A 14,947-nucleotide genomic window follows, 5' to 3' on the forward strand; every position below is an offset into this window, starting at 1 on the left:
CTATTGAGCTTGGGTTTCGAATGCTTGGACTAACTCCGCCATTTCAGCTGCAATGAACGCTTGTGTATGCGGCATAGCAAAATGCGCTTCAATCGCGGTGCGGTTTTCATATCGCTCCCAAAGAATCACACGTTGTGGATCTTTAGAATCGTAGGTCGCATTCGCTTGCAAGCACCCCGCTTCGCTTTGCATATCAAGGCAAAATTGTTCAATGGCTTCAACCACTTGTTGTCTTGGCTTATCGGCATTCATTTTCAGTTCGGCGGTAACAAAAATCGTCTCGCTCATGATGGATCTCTTTCTCCATTCTTAATCATACGCCCACTGTAATTAACCTCATTTGATTGATAAACTCTGCTTTAGTTATTTCTTTATCAACTCTGGGTGTGTAATGGATAAATTAACAAGCATGAAAGTTTTCGCTTACGTGGTCGAACATGGTAGCTTTCGTAATGCTGCACACCACTTTGATATTTCACCGACCATGGTTGGCAAGCACGTGAGCTTTCTTGAGCAAAGCTTAGGTACACAGCTGATTCATCGCACCACGCGCAAACAGTCCCTGACCGAAGCCGGTAGACTCTACTTCCAAGAGTGCCACCGCATTATTGAAGACATCACCAACGCAGAGAACCTGATCCAGACGCTGATCAACCGTCCAACCGGAACAGTAAAAGTTAACTGCCCTGTCACGTATGGCAAAAAGGTCATTGCTCCTATCGTGGCTGACTTCTTAGCAGAATTTCCCGATTTGAACGTTGAGCTGATGTTGGATAACAATTTGATTGACCCATATCGAAGCGAAGCAGACGTGATTATTCGAATCGGAGAGTTAGTCGATTCGTCGTTAGTCGCGAGAAAATTGGGTGAATACCACATGACTTACTGCGCCTCCCCCTCTTACCTTGAGCAACATGCCCCTATCCAATCGCTTGATGACCTTGAACATCATCATTGTTTGGGGTTTCAGTATCACCAAGGAGAAAGCCAACAAGTGGTGAACATGCCATCTAATACCTTTGGAAACAGCAACACCCGATTAACGTCTAACAATGGCGATGTACTTAAGTTTGCCGCGTTAAAAGGCTCTGGTGTTCTTCTGCAACCAAAGATCTTAGTTGAGCAGGAAATCCAATCTGGTGCCTTGGTAGAAATTCTCCAGCAACATGCTCCCAAGCCAAAACCGATCCACCTGCTTTACCGTTCAAAACAGCTTTCCCTTAAAAACCGCACCTTGGTTGATTTTGTTCTTTCGCATGTGAATCCGTAACGCCACCTCATAAAGCGGCGACAATTTAGCCATTCAATCAACTTTTATTGTCGATATGATAAATATTATTTTTCGTTAATTGTCTTTATTTTTCATGCTGTTAGTAAAGAGCGCTCATTTAGTGAACACCATTTGTTGATTCCCATCAATTGCATTGCTCTGACAAAGTGACTAGGATTGCCGCCTTTCCTGAGTGAACTATCAAAATAACATCGAGAAGTTTAATCTAATTTCTCTTCAAGTTCGTGCGCAATCACGACATTTGCACTCATTTCAAACTGCATAAGCACATGCCTTTGCTTATGAAAACGACATTGATTTCTCAACACTTTTGGTCACGTATGTGACTTTTTTCGTTGGGAGTGATTTTTCAATCAAGGTTGGTCACAAGGACGCTACCCCTTGACTGCATTTACTGGAGGATAAGATGCCTAAAGGTCTAATGCTGACTGACTTAGCCATTGCTGGCTTACTATTGATTTTGGCAAAAGTCATTCGCGTTCACACGCCACTACTACAACGTATGTACATTCCATCGGCGGTTCTCGCGGGATTATTCGGTCTGATTTTTGGACCAGCCCTGCTAAACGTACTGCCTTGGACCGATACCTTTACCGCTAACGCAAGCCTGTTAACTGCTGCACTTTTTTCTGCGTTAGGTTTAGCAACGGATGTTCCATCACCGAAAACCGTCGCACAGCGCGCTGGCTCATTGTGGGCATTCAACCAAATCGCTTCTGTTTCACAGTGGTTATTTGCAGCAATGTTTGGTCTCGCGATCACTACCTTCTTCTGGCCAGAGATTAATCCCGGCTTTGGTGTGACAATGTCTGCAGGCTTTATGGGCGGTCACGGCTCTGCCTCTGTTGTTGGTGAAATCTTCACGAGACTCGGCTGGGAAGATGGCTTCACACTAGGCTTAACCTTCGCAACCGTGGGTATCTTCATCTCGATTTCTGTCGGCATGCTCATGTTGCAATTCGCATTGAAGATGGGTTGGATTCGTAGCTTTACGACATTCGATAGCATGGATGAACATGAGCGCAAAGGCCTTGTTAAACCTGATGATCAAGAACCGGTAATGAAAGACACCATGTCTTCCCTGTCTGTTGATTCTTTCGCGATTCACGCTGCGTTAGTGGTTGTCGTAACCGCTTTCTCTTATGTCGCAGCCAACTATTTGTCTTCTTTCCACGATAAGGTGCAGATCCCGACGTTTGTAACTGGCTTCCTTGGCGGCATGCTTGTGCGAATCATCGCGAAACAAACCAAAGCTTCACGCTATCTTTGTGACGGTGCATTCAAACACGCTGCGGGCATCAGTACCGATTATTTGATTATCTTTGGTATCTCAGCCATTAAGATTACCGTCTTAGCCCAGTACTTAATGCCTATGGTAGTACTAGCAATTGGCGGTGTAAGTTTCACACTTTGGTTAATCTTTTGGGTAGCACCACGAATCATGGGTGAAGATTGGTTTGAGAAAGGCATCTTCTCTTGGGGTTGGTTAACCGGCACGGTAGCTATGGGTATTGCTCTACTTCGTATTGTTGATCCAAAGATGCGTAGCAAGGTACTTGATGATTACGCCATCGCTTATGTCCCAGGCTCAATCACTGATATCTTCATCATCTCTTTGATGCCAATCGCGATGTATAACGGCATGCACTGGCAAGCGCTTGGCGTTGGTCTAGCTTACATAGCCGTGGTTCTCTTCATTTGGCGTTTTGTTTTCAAACAAGGCTCACACGCAGCCACAAGCACCTCATAAAGCGATGATTTAAAGCCCCATACCTTCAAAGGATTGGGGCTTTTTCTTATTGAGATTACACTTACTTTTTGTGTGAGATTGAATAAATTCCGAATGCAATTTTAAGCAACTTGTTTTATATATTAGAACCGAATCATTCATCGCATAACTTCATTCTTTTTCAATACCTTTCCAGCCATAATTTTGCTCCAGAATAGCAGACTATAAAAATACATATTCGGAGGTTGGCTGTGCGTAATACCAAAGGTTTTACACTGATAGAATTGGTGGTTTGTATCGTCATTCTTGTGGTGGTAAGTGTCGTTGCGCTCCCAAAATTTCTTGGTATCCAGAAGGATGCCCGCATTGCTGTCTTGTATGGTGCTCGTGAGGCGCTGATGACAGCCAACAATCAAGTCTACGCAAAAGCCGTGCTCCAATCGCAAGAGAACGTCGACGCTGGTGAACTGATGAACATTGATTTGAATAACGATGGCGTCAACGATCTGATTGGCTACTACGGATATATCAAGAATGTGATTCCAGCAAAAGAGCTCGCCGGGTTTGACCCAAAACTGACTATCAATCGTTGGTACGGAGTGGACGATGAAGATGAACCCTATTTCTTAATTGGCTTTGCTAATAAGCCTGTCGACATCTTCAACCTTTGCTACGTAGAAGTCTATTATCCGAAAACAGCAGGTGGTCAAATAAAGTACGGAATTCAAACCAGAGACTGCTAAAACCGGTAAAAACAAGCTTCAAGAGTGATACTTTTGAAGCTTTCCTTTCTGTTTGAGACGGAACCCCTCAAAACTGCAATTAACATTAATTTCACAATATCTTGTTACATCCTCCCCTTTCAGCAATACATAAGGCGGCTATTCATCGAGCCTCTATAAAATCGACACATTGTGTTGTTTTTCATTTCGCTCAAAAATTATGCTTGTAAACTCATCAATTCGCTCAATAATGGTTCCATAACAAATTCAATAATTTAAGCAGGAGGCGAAATGAGAATATTCTGGCAGCTGCGTTGGTATTTCCAACTTAAGTGGAAACAATATGTGGGGTCCATTCTGCTATTTGCCGTCATTTCCGCCCTTCAGCTTGTTCCTCCCAAAGCGGTCGGTATTATTGTCGATGGTGTGGTCGATAATACCCTCGAAACCAGTACCTTAGTGATGTGGTTATTGGGCCTTATTGTGCTGTTTTTTGCGATATATGGCTGTCGAATACTGTGGCGGATCTGGTTATTTGGCGCGAGTTGGGAACTAGGCACCATTTTGCGTAATCGCCTTTATCGTCATGTCTCTACTCAGCCCCCTCGATTCTTTGAACGCTACAAAACTGGCGACCTGATGGCGCGTGGTACGAACGATGTTCGCAACATTGTTATGACCGCAGGTGAAGGCGTGTTAACTGCGGCCGATTCTCTGATCACTGGCATCGCGGTACTGATCATCATGGTGACGCAAATCAGTTGGAAGCTGACTGCAATGGCATTATTGCCGATGCCGTTTCTTGCCATCATTATCTTCTTTATCGTTCGTATTCTGCATAAACGATTCAAAATCGCACAAGAAGCCTTTTCTACGATGTCAGACATGACTCAAGAGTCACTAAATGGCGTACGTATGCTGCGTGCTTTCGGGTTAGAAAACCAAGAGCAGCAACGTTTTGAAGAGGTTGTGGATGATACAGGCGAGAAGAACATTGCCGTTGCCCGTGTCGATGCGCGCTTTGATCCAGCCATTCAGCTGACTATTGGTATGTCTTTCTTTTTGAGCGTGGCGTCTGGTGCCTACTTAGTTGACCAAGGTGATATCACTCTCGGGGACTTGACCGCATTTACTATGTATTTGGGTCTAATGATCTGGCCTATGCTGGCATTCGCATTCCTATTTAACATCTTGGAAAGAGGCTCTGCTGCGTGGAACCGTCTGCAAGAAATCTTCGATGAAAAGCCAGAGATCGTCAGTGGTGAAACGCCATTAGGCACTCAACCTTTGCCTTTGCAGATCAAGATTGACGAATTCCACTGGTCTAAAGATCTGCCACCAGCACTAACTGATGTTCACATCACCCTTGAGCCAGGAAAAATGCTCGGCATTGCAGGCCCAGTCGGCAGTGGTAAATCAACCTTACTCACCTTGCTGCTTCGTCAACATGACATGGATAACGGTACGATTCAGTTTGGTGATATCAAAATCAAGGACGCTGTCCTGCCAGAGTGGCGAGATCGTTTTGCTGTTGTTAATCAAAGCCCGTTTTTGTTCTCTAAATCTATCTTCGACAATATCGCTCTGGGCAACCCTAGCGCATCAAAAGAAGACGTTTATCGAGCGGCGAAACTGGCTTGTATCCACGACGATATTGAGAAGTTTCCTGAAGGCTACCAAACAGAAGTGGGCGAAAAAGGCATCACCCTCTCTGGTGGTCAGAAACAACGTATCGCCATTGCTCGCGCTATGCTGCTCAATGCCCAAGTGTTGGTATTGGACGATGCCCTATCCGCAGTTGACGGACGTACCGAGCACCAGATTCTGAAGAATTTAGAGACTTACTATCGTGAGCAATCATTGATTGTTATTGCCCACCGCCTCACTGCTCTAGAAGCCGCAGAAGAGATTGTGGTGTTGAATCACGGGCACATAGCAGAACGTGGCCAGCATGGGGCACTTCTGGAACGTCAGGGGTGGTATGCGGAAATGTACCAGTACCAGAAACTAGAACAGGCAATGGAGGACTAATCATGAAGCAATCGACAACGTTTAAACGGTTAATGTCTTACCCATTGTCGCAGCCAAAACCCATGCTAAAAGGCTTGGCGCTACTGTTTATCGCGGCGTTAGCCAGTGCTAGCGGACCTTGGCTGATTCAGTATTTTATTGATGAACACATCGCGAAAGGTGATTACTCGCGTGACATTTTGATCTCACTTGCCGCAGGTTACATTGCCTTGCAGCTTATTTCAGCGGTGTTTCAATACTTCCAATCATTGCAATTTAGTATTGTGGCAACCAACACGATCAAAACGATTCGTAAACAGGTTTTCTCTGGCGTGATCAAGCAGCCTTTATCGGCATTTGATTACACTCCTGCGGGTAAGTTGGTTTCTCGTATCACCAACGATACGGAATCGCTGCAACAGTTTTATGAGTTATTGATCGCCACTGTGGTGAAAAACGCAGTAATGATCTTGGTAATGTTGGGCGTCATGTTTTACATGAGTTGGAAGCTAACCATCGTCGTGTTGGTATTGCTGCCAATCGTGATTGGCTTTATGTACTTGTTCAAAAAGCTCAGTACAGAAAGCTATCGAAACATGCGTGACCTACTGACAGACATTAATGCCAACTTAAGCGAATCCATTCAGGGTATGAGTGTGGTGCAGTTAATGCTGCAAGAAGAACGTTTCAACAAACAGTTTAACGGCCTCACTGACGACCATCTGGTTGCCTCGAAGAAAGTGATTCGCTTGAATGGCTACCTATTGCGCCCTCTGATGGATTTGCTCGCAGGCCTTGCTCTACTCTCTCTTGTCGCTATCTTTGGCTTCAATGGTGTCGAGCTGATTGGCGTGGGTGTTCTGTACGCTTTCATCAGTTACCTAGCGCGCGTGACCGAGCCTTTGATTGAGATGACACAGCAATTGGCATTGCTTCAGCAAGCATTGGTATCGAGTGAGCGTGTATTCGAGTTGATCGATGCACAAGAGCAAACTTACGGCGATGACCATAAGCCACTGCAAACAGGTGCGATTGAGCTTAACAACCTGACTTTCAGCTACGATGGCAAACAAGACGTATTAAAGGACATTTCACTGAAAGCGTCGCATCAAGATTTTATTGCGCTTGTTGGCCACACCGGTAGCGGTAAAAGCACACTCGCTTCTTTGCTCATGGGGTTCTATCCAACCGAAATCGGTGAACTGCGGATTGACGGGCGTCCATTAAAATCTTTAGGCAAAGACGTGCTACGTAAAGACGTTGCGATGGTACAGCAAGACCCACATATTCTCCCAGCCAGCGTCCGTGAGAACATCTCTTTGGGCAGAAAGGTAGAAGATGAGCAGATTTGGGACGCGCTAGAAAAAGTCGGCCTTGTTGAACAGATTCGTCGTTACCCGAATGGGTTAGATACACAACTTGGTCAAGGTGAAACGAACCTTTCGGCAGGTCAAAAACAATTGCTTGCGCTCGCACGTGTACTTGTCGCTAAGCCTAAGATTCTGATTTTGGATGAGGCAACGGCAAACATCGACTCAGGTACAGAAGCGTTGATTCAAAAAAGCCTTGAAGTGCTTCGTCAAGATATGACGCTTGTTGTAATAGCTCACCGCCTATCGACGATTTTGGATGCAGACCAAATCATCGTTCTTCATCACGGAGATTTAGTTGAGAGTGGCACACACAGAGCGCTGTTAAAACAAAATGGTCGATATGCACAGATGTATCAACTTCAGCAAGCCAATCGCCATATTCAGCAAATCGAAGAGGAAGACGACAAGCAATTCGAGGAAGCTGTTTAAACAGTCTGCATAATGCACTACCACTGACTTGAAGCCCGTTAGTTATGCTGCGGGCTTTTCTTATACGAAAGTTCCATTCATAATCTAAACAATTTCTTTATTTCTTACCTATTATTGACATAACCCCTCGCTATTATCCGCGAGGTCGTTGTAAAATCGCGTTAATTATCGACACGAGCTATCCCCGCTAAAGTGTTTTTCGTTTCGCTCAAAGCTCATGTCGGACTGTTTTCTATTGCATATTAATTTCATGACTGAAGTCCATGGACCAAGATAAGTTTACTAACATCTATCGCTTGCCAGGTTCGTTACAAATTCGAATCGCTAAGTGGCAAAAGACTTTCCGCGGCACATCTGATTTAGTTCTTCATCAGGTGCTGATGGAGCGTAATAAGCAATTTAAGAAACCAAGCTTTTTGCCAAAGAGCTGGTGCATCACGCCTATTGATGAGAATGACATCACCATTACTCATCACGGTAAGTACATTCAAACCGTCATGCGTACCATGCTGGATAGAAAAGTGTCGTACAAGCGTCTTTTCTTGTCTCGTATGGATGCAGAGAAAGGTGAAAAAGTTCTGCGTGAGTACAAACTTGAATGGGTAAGAAAGCACAATCAAATTGCTAAGAAGTACAACCAAATCAAGAAAAAGCAGTACATGAACTTTGCAAGAGAAGAGGAAGAAACCCTCTACCCTTCGATTCCTAAAGGCGAGTTTGATAAAGCGTTGTGGAATAAATTGGTGGTGTCTACTTTTGGTCCCGAGAAAAAGTACAAAAACCCCCATTACGTACGCAAAGCAGATTTCTAAAAAATCCCCCGACTGTTCGGGGGATTTTTTTATGCTTTCGATACGTTAATAGTGACATTGTCACGAAGAGATTAAATCAGGATTGTTATTAACGCAGCGAGCGTTGCAATTGTACAGCGCTCGCTGACGGACGAGCTGCGACGGTGAGAAAAGTAGGATGAGAGTCGCAGCATTGTTGAACCAGTTAATGACGAGCGTCAGCGCCAAACTCTACTTCTTTATAGATATCGGCCAGTGACTTCTTACCTTGTTTGTCCTTGGCTGAACGCTTTCTTGGTTGGTAATGATACTCTTGGTCTTGCAAAGCTTCTTCATGTTCCTTTGCAGACTCTACGAATTCAGCATTCGCAAGTGCTTGTTGGCGTAAGCGGTTTACTCTTTCTAGGGTTTCCCACAACATACTTCACCTCCAAACGAGTTGCTGTATACATATACAGTATTATTTATTCTGACCTCCTAGTCAATATTTTGATTCCCTTCACGGTTTGCTCCTCTACTCTCACATTAAACCCATACCAGCGTAGTGCTCTGGGTACTTATGAATGATCTGTTTTAGATAGCCTTGATGTTCGCGCAAGGCATTCACGCACTCTCGGGATAACAAGCCTTGATAAACACGTTTCTCTAGTTCTAACAAGGCATACGGAATTGACCACGCTTGACGATATGGATGATGGGTGGTCATGACATCAAACACATTGGCGACGGCTGCTATTTGCGCAGCGATTGGAATACCTGAATGCTCAAGCCCATGCGGATAACCAGAGCCATCTAGGTTTTCATGTTGGTAAGAAATGATTTGTTGGAACAAAGTGACACTCGGATGAACCGGATTGCCGATTCTTGCCACAATGTTATCGGCTGATTCCACACATTGCTCAATGTGCTCCGTTAACAACGCTTCTTGTTCTGCGTTCACACAGCGACGATTACACACGATATCTGCCGGAAGCTTAATGTCGCTTAGAGCATGATAACGAGTGAACATGCCGATTTGCTCCACAACCTCGTCACTGAATTGGTATGTATCTGCAAGTTGGGTGGCAATCAATTGAGCGTACATGCCCATTCGTTTGCTGTGCGAGTAAACCTCTGGTGAATAACCTGGCATCAAGCACTGCATTCTTTCCGCTAACAGCTCTATAGCGTTAACGACATGGTCTTCCGACTCCACCGCGAACTGAACCATTTCAAAGTAAGGCTTTAACCCATTCAAAGCTTCTGCACTGAACGCATTCGGTTGAATCGAATTGAGAAAGACGAAGCCAGTAAAGGTTTGACGATCGTAACAAGGGATCGCAACAGATGAGTGATAACCTTCTTTCAATAAGGTTTGAATGCGCGGACAGTGGTTGATGTCGTAGAGATCGTTAACAAGACGAGGAATGGCATTGTCAGCAGCAATGCTTAAATTATGAAGTTTACGAAGTGGCGCTTCATGATGAGCCAAACACCAAGTGTCGAACTCACTCTCAGCAAAGGATTTTAGCATGCCTTGTTTTGGGTGGTATTTTGCAAAAGACACCCTATCGACACACGGTAAATGTGCCTGCATCCTATTCTTCAGTGTTTGCATTTGCTCATTGAGCGGTTTTGCAAACGGGTAAAAACTCCGGTGCGCCATACTTCACCTCCACACCAAGTAGAGAAACCAGAAGAAAAGGCTCATGAAAGTCAGCGTATTTGATGTGATTAGAGCGGCTTTTCTCCACCTAAATTATCGACATACCACAACTTAAGTGTACGAAATAAAAACAGATTTTCGCCAATCTTTTCACCGAATATTCTACGGTAATTTAATCCAGATCAAAAAAACCAGCGCACTTTCGTACACTGGCTTTTCAATACATGATGAGTTGTTCGTTATCTATCAGCTTGGTGATTAACCTAGCGCAGGAAGCACGCCCAGAGTAATGAGTAGCTGCGCCATCACAATTCCCGTACCTGCAATGCCCGTTACTAATAGTGCTCCCTGACCACCTGCCACGCGGTATTCTCCCGTAAACTCATCAGAGCGGCGCACTTTCACCACCATCACCAATGGCAAGAAGATAGCAAGAATAGCCAAAGCAATCGCTGCGTAACCCAGAGCCATGATGAAACCTTGTGGGTAGAACAATGCAAAACCTAATGGCGGTGTAAAAGTAATTACAGCAGCAACCAGACGGTTTGGTTTTTCACTGTCGCCTTTGATGGTGTCGCCCAAGAATTCAAACAGACCCAAGCTCACACCAAGGAAAGACGTCAAAAGAGCAAGGTCAGCAAATACACCCACGACGCTACCAAGGTTTGACTGGTGAACCGTTTGAGACAATTGACCGATAAGCGCACTTAAGCCACCGTTTTCAATCAGCGTATCCTGGCTCACAACACCAAGCGTCACGATTTGCCAGAAGATGTAAATAACCAAAGGAATCGTAGAACCAACGATGATGGCTTTACGTAGAGACGAGGTGTCGCCATCTAGGTAGTTCACAATCGCAGGAATACTGCCGTGAAAACCAAAAGAGGTGAAGATGACTGGAATTGCTGCAACGATAAGGCCTTGTTCAATTGGCATGCTCAGTAAGTAAGATTCGGTCACGTTTGGCGCAAGGAATGACAGCACAGCGATCATCGTCACCATCTTTAGGCCAAAAAGCACGCGGTTAACCTTGTCTACCGTTCCTGTACCAACCGTCACAACCATAGTGACAATAAGAGTAAAGATGATGGTAGAAGTCGAGCCTGAAATATCCAACCCAAACCACTCTGTTAGACGGTCACCAAACTGAGCACCGCCACCAGCAATGTAAGCGGCACACAATGAGTAGAACAAGAACAGCATCGCAAAGCTCGCCACCCACTTGCCCTTCTGACCAAGGATTTGCTTCGCCAAAGTATGAAGGGTTGCGCTGCTGTCCGCATATTGGTGAAGCTCAAGCATCAATAGCGCTGTAAACGCCATTAATGCCCACAATCCCAACATGATAATAAGAGAGGTTGAGAAACCAATACCTGCAGACGCAAGAGGAAGCGCCAGCATACCAGCACCAATCGTAGTCCCTGCAATAATCAGGGTGCTACCAAACACTTTAGATCGACTCATTGTATATTTATCTTTACAGCTTAATAAGATTTATCAGCATCAGATCGGGCTACAGCACACCAAACCTAACACCATATTTGGAATGATGACGATTCTGTAGGATCTTTCTAATAAGATCAAGCAAAGTGTAAGGATAAAAATCCATATGTGTAAAATAATTTATACATCAGTGATTAAACTCTGATTTCCGCAAGCAATTGGGCGCACTCTTCTTCATTCATGAACTTAGGCACTGGATAATTCCAATGCGCTTCTTTAAGTATCAAAGTCACCAACTCGTCAGTGTCAGAGGTTTTCAACAATGACGACGTTTGTTCGATGCCAATCTCGTTGTACAGCCCTTCCAATCTCTCGAGGAACGCTTGTGCATTTGGCATAGTTTCACTTTGCGCATCGATTAACGCTTCGCTTAGTGCAGTCAGTTGTGGCTCAATCTCAGAGAATGAGAACCGGAGCACTGGTAGCAAAGCAAGGCCATTTGCCATTCCATGAGGTAAACCGTACTTGGCACCTAGGTTATGCGCGAACGCGTGTACATAGCCAAGACTCGCTTTGGTAAAGGCAAGGCCTGCATAGTAAGACGCCATCGCCATTTTTTGCCTAGCTTGAATATCGCTGCCCTTTTCTACTGCACGAGGGAGATATTGGAATATGAGTTTAATAGCGGCAACTGAATACGCTTTGGTTTCCGTCGTCGCGTTGCGGGATATGTAGGCTTCAATCGCATGAGTCAGAGCATCTATACCGGTGTCAGCCGTTATCTTTGCAGGCAAACCGACGAGTAGGTTGGCATCTAGCGCTGCCATTAAAGGGACTAACTTCGGATCCATTAGAGGGGTTTTATGGTGAGTATCAGGCTCAGAAACGACCGCCGCGACGGTAACTTCAGAACCGGTACCTGACGTTGTGGGAATCACAAATAATGGCGCTGGTGTTCTCCATACGCGAAACAAGCCGGCCAATCTCTTGATGGATTTCTTGTTGGTCACTCTGGCTGCAATCACTTTGGCACAATCCATTGCAGAACCACCGCCAAGCGCCAAAATCGCATCACAACCGGATTCTAGGTAGACATTTAATCCACGTTCAACTTGATCATAAGTAGGGTCAGGTTTTACCTCTGCATAAAGTGCGACGTCTAAACCTCTCGTTCTGGCACTTTCTGCTACTTGCTCTGCCATTCCTATTTTTACTAGCCCTTCGTCGGTAACGAGCAGTAACTTTTTGAATCCGAGATCGGCGATAGCTTCCGTGAGCTCATGAACGCTACCGGGGCCTGAAAATAACGTTGGTTTCGGCAGAGGAAGAACGTAAGCGGCCACCTTCAGTCCATTGGTGTAACCGCGATAAAGCAGATGTTTCAACATACAAAGTCCTTTTGTTTTTGAGTATTCATTCTAGATGCTTTTTTCTTCAATTCGAGATAGTGGGTTCACAGAATTCCGTATTCATCCATCTACGCGCCTAAGCCGACCAAACCAATATTTATCTACTATTCTATAACTTAAGTACTAATGGTTGAGGACGAGCCATGGGATACAAGCCATTTGCTTTGTTGGTCTTTTCGGGATCCGTTTTTGCGGGCTCATTGGCGAGCTTCCCAGAAAACCTCGACAAACTTGTGCTTGTTAAACAAAGTGTTATCCCTGGGCGAGACGTGGTATTGCCGCCAGATACACCCACGTTTGTTCAAGAGACCGTCAAGATGTACAACTGGACGAATCAAGGTAAAGGCACCAACCTGAGTATTTATGTTCCGAAACACAAAGTAGATGCTTATAAAAAGCACGGCCCCTATTCCGATGGCTTAACGGCAGTTGCAGTTTACGAAGAAGAAAACATTATTTTTGTCACCGAGCATCTTGCTGGTGAAGTGCTTTACGGGAGTTATGATCGGCAGGGAAACGACATATCAGATCGTCATCCGTCATTGAGGATTGAAACGTGCTACCGCTGTCATAACGGATATAAGGACATTTGCATCAATGGGACATGTGCCGTACCCATCATTGATGTGTTTAACGAGTAGTTCATTACGTGGGAACATCAATAAGAATAAAGATCTTCCTCTCGCACTTTGTTCTCGTCATTCTCATGATAGGTGGTTTGGGTTATTACAATTTTCATAACTCAATGGATACCATCATCAAAACGACGATCGTGTCTCGCGAGCAAAGCGCAAGCGCACTGGTTCATCATGTCAGTGATGCGGTGCATGGCGGTAACTACGCCAATCTCATGCTGCCCAGCTTTAAAGATGAGCTAGAGATGCACACCGACTTGCGTTATTTGTACGTTAACGGTTATTCCTCCGTGACGAATTCTCCCGTGTCTGTTACTTACAATCGTGACGCAAAAGAAATCTGGCGCTCTGACTATCCTCCGACCTTCGAACAAGATCTAGACCAGCGCATCGCTAGACTCACCTCGGTCAAGAAAACCGGTTCCCAAGCCAATGTGAAAGTGAAGTATTTATTGGCTCGTCTCAATGACGCACGTGAGCAGTATTATATGAGCAAGGAACTCGAAGAAGATTTCACTCTCGATCTCTATCCTTGTCGGGTAATCGGTAAAAGTCATCTGAGCTTTGAGAAAGACATTCTCTACATCACTTTGCCATTAACTGGTGACATTCAAGGCAACATAGAACTGCTGTACGACATCGAATTGGTGCGTGAGATTCGTGATGAGTTTGTGGTGGATTCAATTCGCGAGATCGTCCTCGGCATGGCGATCTCATACCCATTATTACTTTTACTGTCTTACCACATCTCATCGCCAATCAATAATCTGTCGACCTTTATGCGCCAGAACTTTGAAACCATTAGCCTGTTTCAAGTCCCTAACACCAAAAGGAAAGATGAAATCGGGGATTTAGCACGCGCCTTTAGCCATCTTGTCGACAAAGTGGTCCGCAAGAACAGAGAGCTGGATGACATGGTGAAGCACGATCCTTTAACTGGTCTGTATAACCGTCGTTCGCTTGAAGCCTCCTTCCGCTCGCTGTGCTATCAATCCAACAAGATGTTCATCGCCTGCTTCTTTATTGATATCGACCATTTTAAAGAGTTCAACGATCACCGAGGGCATTTACAAGGAGACAAAGCGCTACAAAAAGTCGCCAAAACCTTAGAATCATTCGCGGTGCAAACGCATGGCTACGCTTTGCGATTAGGCGGGGAAGAGTTTGTAGTTCTCGCTCCTGTGCATGATGCGAGAGAAGCGTTAGCGCGAGGCAACCAACTCCGCGGGCGGGTTAAACAATTGGAAATCATTCATCATGATGAACCAACCATCAAGTATCTAACCATCTCCATTGGTATTAGCCTTTCAGAGCGCGCACAAGCCGACATCATAGACCCAAACCGCCTGTTAGATGAATCAGACGAAGCCTTGTATGCCGCAAAAGATCTAGGGCGTGACCAAGTCGTACTCTATTCAAACGAAAGCAGGGACAGCGCCTAAGTTCTGCCCCTGCGGATTATTCAGTTTA

The 14,947-nt window shown here is 45.0% G+C and carries 13 protein-coding genes; 8 read left to right on the top strand and 5 right to left on the bottom strand.

From position 1 onward, the window contains the following. Positions 1-288 carry a putative quinol monooxygenase gene (locus KIT90_RS25195; protein WP_039842932.1) on the bottom strand — a complete coding sequence of 96 codons (288 nt, stop codon included), beginning with the start codon at positions 286-288 and terminating at the stop codon, positions 1-3. 103 nt (positions 289-391) lie between these two features. Between KIT90_RS25195 and KIT90_RS25200 the strand changes: the two genes are divergently transcribed. The 6 genes from KIT90_RS25200 to KIT90_RS25225 all read left to right on the top strand — a co-directional run bounded on the left by KIT90_RS25200 (position 392) and on the right by KIT90_RS25225 (position 8,366). After that, the gene (locus KIT90_RS25200; RefSeq protein ID WP_285379297.1) at positions 392-1,270 is read left to right on the top strand and encodes a LysR family transcriptional regulator; all 879 of its coding nucleotides are present in this window, start codon (positions 392-394) and stop codon (positions 1,268-1,270) included. A 427-nt stretch (positions 1,271-1,697) separates the two neighbouring features. After that, positions 1,698-3,041, top strand: a complete 1,344-nt coding sequence (locus tag KIT90_RS25205; protein WP_285379299.1) for a sodium/glutamate symporter — start codon at positions 1,698-1,700, stop codon at positions 3,039-3,041. A 230-nt stretch (positions 3,042-3,271) separates the two neighbouring features. After that, the gene (locus KIT90_RS25210) at positions 3,272-3,763 is read left to right on the top strand and encodes a prepilin-type N-terminal cleavage/methylation domain-containing protein (protein WP_285379301.1); all 492 of its coding nucleotides are present in this window, start codon (positions 3,272-3,274) and stop codon (positions 3,761-3,763) included. Positions 3,764-4,033: 270 nt separating this feature from the next. After that, positions 4,034-5,773: an ABC transporter transmembrane domain-containing protein gene (locus KIT90_RS25215; RefSeq protein WP_038896490.1), complete on the top strand. Its 1,740-nt coding sequence runs from the start codon at positions 4,034-4,036 to the stop codon at positions 5,771-5,773. A 2-nt stretch (positions 5,774-5,775) separates the two neighbouring features. Then, positions 5,776-7,554, top strand: a complete 1,779-nt coding sequence (locus KIT90_RS25220; RefSeq protein WP_285379304.1) for an ABC transporter transmembrane domain-containing protein — start codon at positions 5,776-5,778, stop codon at positions 7,552-7,554. Between the two features lie 263 nt (positions 7,555-7,817). Next, the gene (locus KIT90_RS25225) at positions 7,818-8,366 is read left to right on the top strand and encodes a hypothetical protein (RefSeq protein ID WP_020195938.1); all 549 of its coding nucleotides are present in this window, start codon (positions 7,818-7,820) and stop codon (positions 8,364-8,366) included. Positions 8,367-8,550: 184 nt separating this feature from the next. Here the strand turns inward: KIT90_RS25225 and KIT90_RS25230 are convergent, their stop codons facing one another. The 4 genes from KIT90_RS25230 to KIT90_RS25245 form a co-directional block, all read right to left on the bottom strand. Further along, positions 8,551-8,766 (bottom strand): hypothetical protein, encoded by a 216-nt coding sequence (locus KIT90_RS25230; RefSeq protein WP_005442113.1) that lies wholly within the window; start codon positions 8,764-8,766, stop codon positions 8,551-8,553. 99 nt (positions 8,767-8,865) lie between these two features. Continuing rightward, positions 8,866-9,990: an HD-GYP domain-containing protein gene (locus KIT90_RS25235; RefSeq protein ID WP_038896487.1), complete on the bottom strand. Its 1,125-nt coding sequence runs from the start codon at positions 9,988-9,990 to the stop codon at positions 8,866-8,868. Between the two features lie 258 nt (positions 9,991-10,248). Beyond that, positions 10,249-11,454 carry an aromatic amino acid transport family protein gene (locus KIT90_RS25240; protein WP_009704250.1) on the bottom strand — a complete coding sequence of 402 codons (1,206 nt, stop codon included), beginning with the start codon at positions 11,452-11,454 and terminating at the stop codon, positions 10,249-10,251. A gap of 173 nt (positions 11,455-11,627) precedes the next feature. Further along, positions 11,628-12,821, bottom strand: coding sequence for an iron-containing alcohol dehydrogenase (locus tag KIT90_RS25245; protein ID WP_285379307.1), 1,194 nt, complete (start codon positions 12,819-12,821; stop codon positions 11,628-11,630). Positions 12,822-12,985: 164 nt separating this feature from the next. Here KIT90_RS25245 and KIT90_RS25250 point away from each other — a divergent pair, with 164 nt between their 5' ends. Beyond that, the gene (locus KIT90_RS25250; protein WP_005442105.1) at positions 12,986-13,483 is read left to right on the top strand and encodes a hypothetical protein; all 498 of its coding nucleotides are present in this window, start codon (positions 12,986-12,988) and stop codon (positions 13,481-13,483) included. Between the two features lie 104 nt (positions 13,484-13,587). Then, positions 13,588-14,919 carry a GGDEF domain-containing protein gene (locus KIT90_RS25255; protein WP_020195942.1) on the top strand — a complete coding sequence of 444 codons (1,332 nt, stop codon included), beginning with the start codon at positions 13,588-13,590 and terminating at the stop codon, positions 14,917-14,919. The last annotated feature ends 28 nt before the right edge of the window (positions 14,920-14,947 follow it).

Source organism: Vibrio sp. B172a (assembly GCF_030248355.1).
GTDB classification, from domain to species: domain Bacteria; phylum Pseudomonadota; class Gammaproteobacteria; order Enterobacterales; family Vibrionaceae; genus Vibrio; species Vibrio owensii.

Excerpts from the sequence above, each read along its gene's own strand:
- KIT90_RS25230 (WP_005442113.1), bottom strand. The coding sequence starts at position 8,766 with ATGTTGTGGGAAACCCTAGAAAGAGTAAACCGCTTACGCCAACAAGCA.
- KIT90_RS25245 (WP_285379307.1), bottom strand. The coding sequence starts at position 12,821 with ATGTTGAAACATCTGCTTTATCGCGGTTACACCAATGGACTGAAGGTG.
- KIT90_RS25205 (WP_285379299.1), top strand. The coding sequence starts at position 1,698 with ATGCCTAAAGGTCTAATGCTGACTGACTTAGCCATTGCTGGCTTACTA.
- KIT90_RS25220 (WP_285379304.1), top strand. The coding sequence starts at position 5,776 with ATGAAGCAATCGACAACGTTTAAACGGTTAATGTCTTACCCATTGTCG.
- KIT90_RS25225 (WP_020195938.1), top strand. The coding sequence starts at position 7,818 with ATGGACCAAGATAAGTTTACTAACATCTATCGCTTGCCAGGTTCGTTA.
- KIT90_RS25240 (WP_009704250.1), bottom strand. The coding sequence starts at position 11,454 with ATGAGTCGATCTAAAGTGTTTGGTAGCACCCTGATTATTGCAGGGACT.
- KIT90_RS25255 (WP_020195942.1), top strand. The coding sequence starts at position 13,588 with ATGGATACCATCATCAAAACGACGATCGTGTCTCGCGAGCAAAGCGCA.
- KIT90_RS25215 (WP_038896490.1), top strand. The coding sequence starts at position 4,034 with ATGAGAATATTCTGGCAGCTGCGTTGGTATTTCCAACTTAAGTGGAAA.
- KIT90_RS25195 (WP_039842932.1), bottom strand. The coding sequence starts at position 288 with ATGAGCGAGACGATTTTTGTTACCGCCGAACTGAAAATGAATGCCGAT.
- KIT90_RS25235 (WP_038896487.1), bottom strand. The coding sequence starts at position 9,990 with ATGGCGCACCGGAGTTTTTACCCGTTTGCAAAACCGCTCAATGAGCAA.
- KIT90_RS25200 (WP_285379297.1), top strand. The coding sequence starts at position 392 with ATGGATAAATTAACAAGCATGAAAGTTTTCGCTTACGTGGTCGAACAT.
- KIT90_RS25250 (WP_005442105.1), top strand. The coding sequence starts at position 12,986 with ATGGGATACAAGCCATTTGCTTTGTTGGTCTTTTCGGGATCCGTTTTT.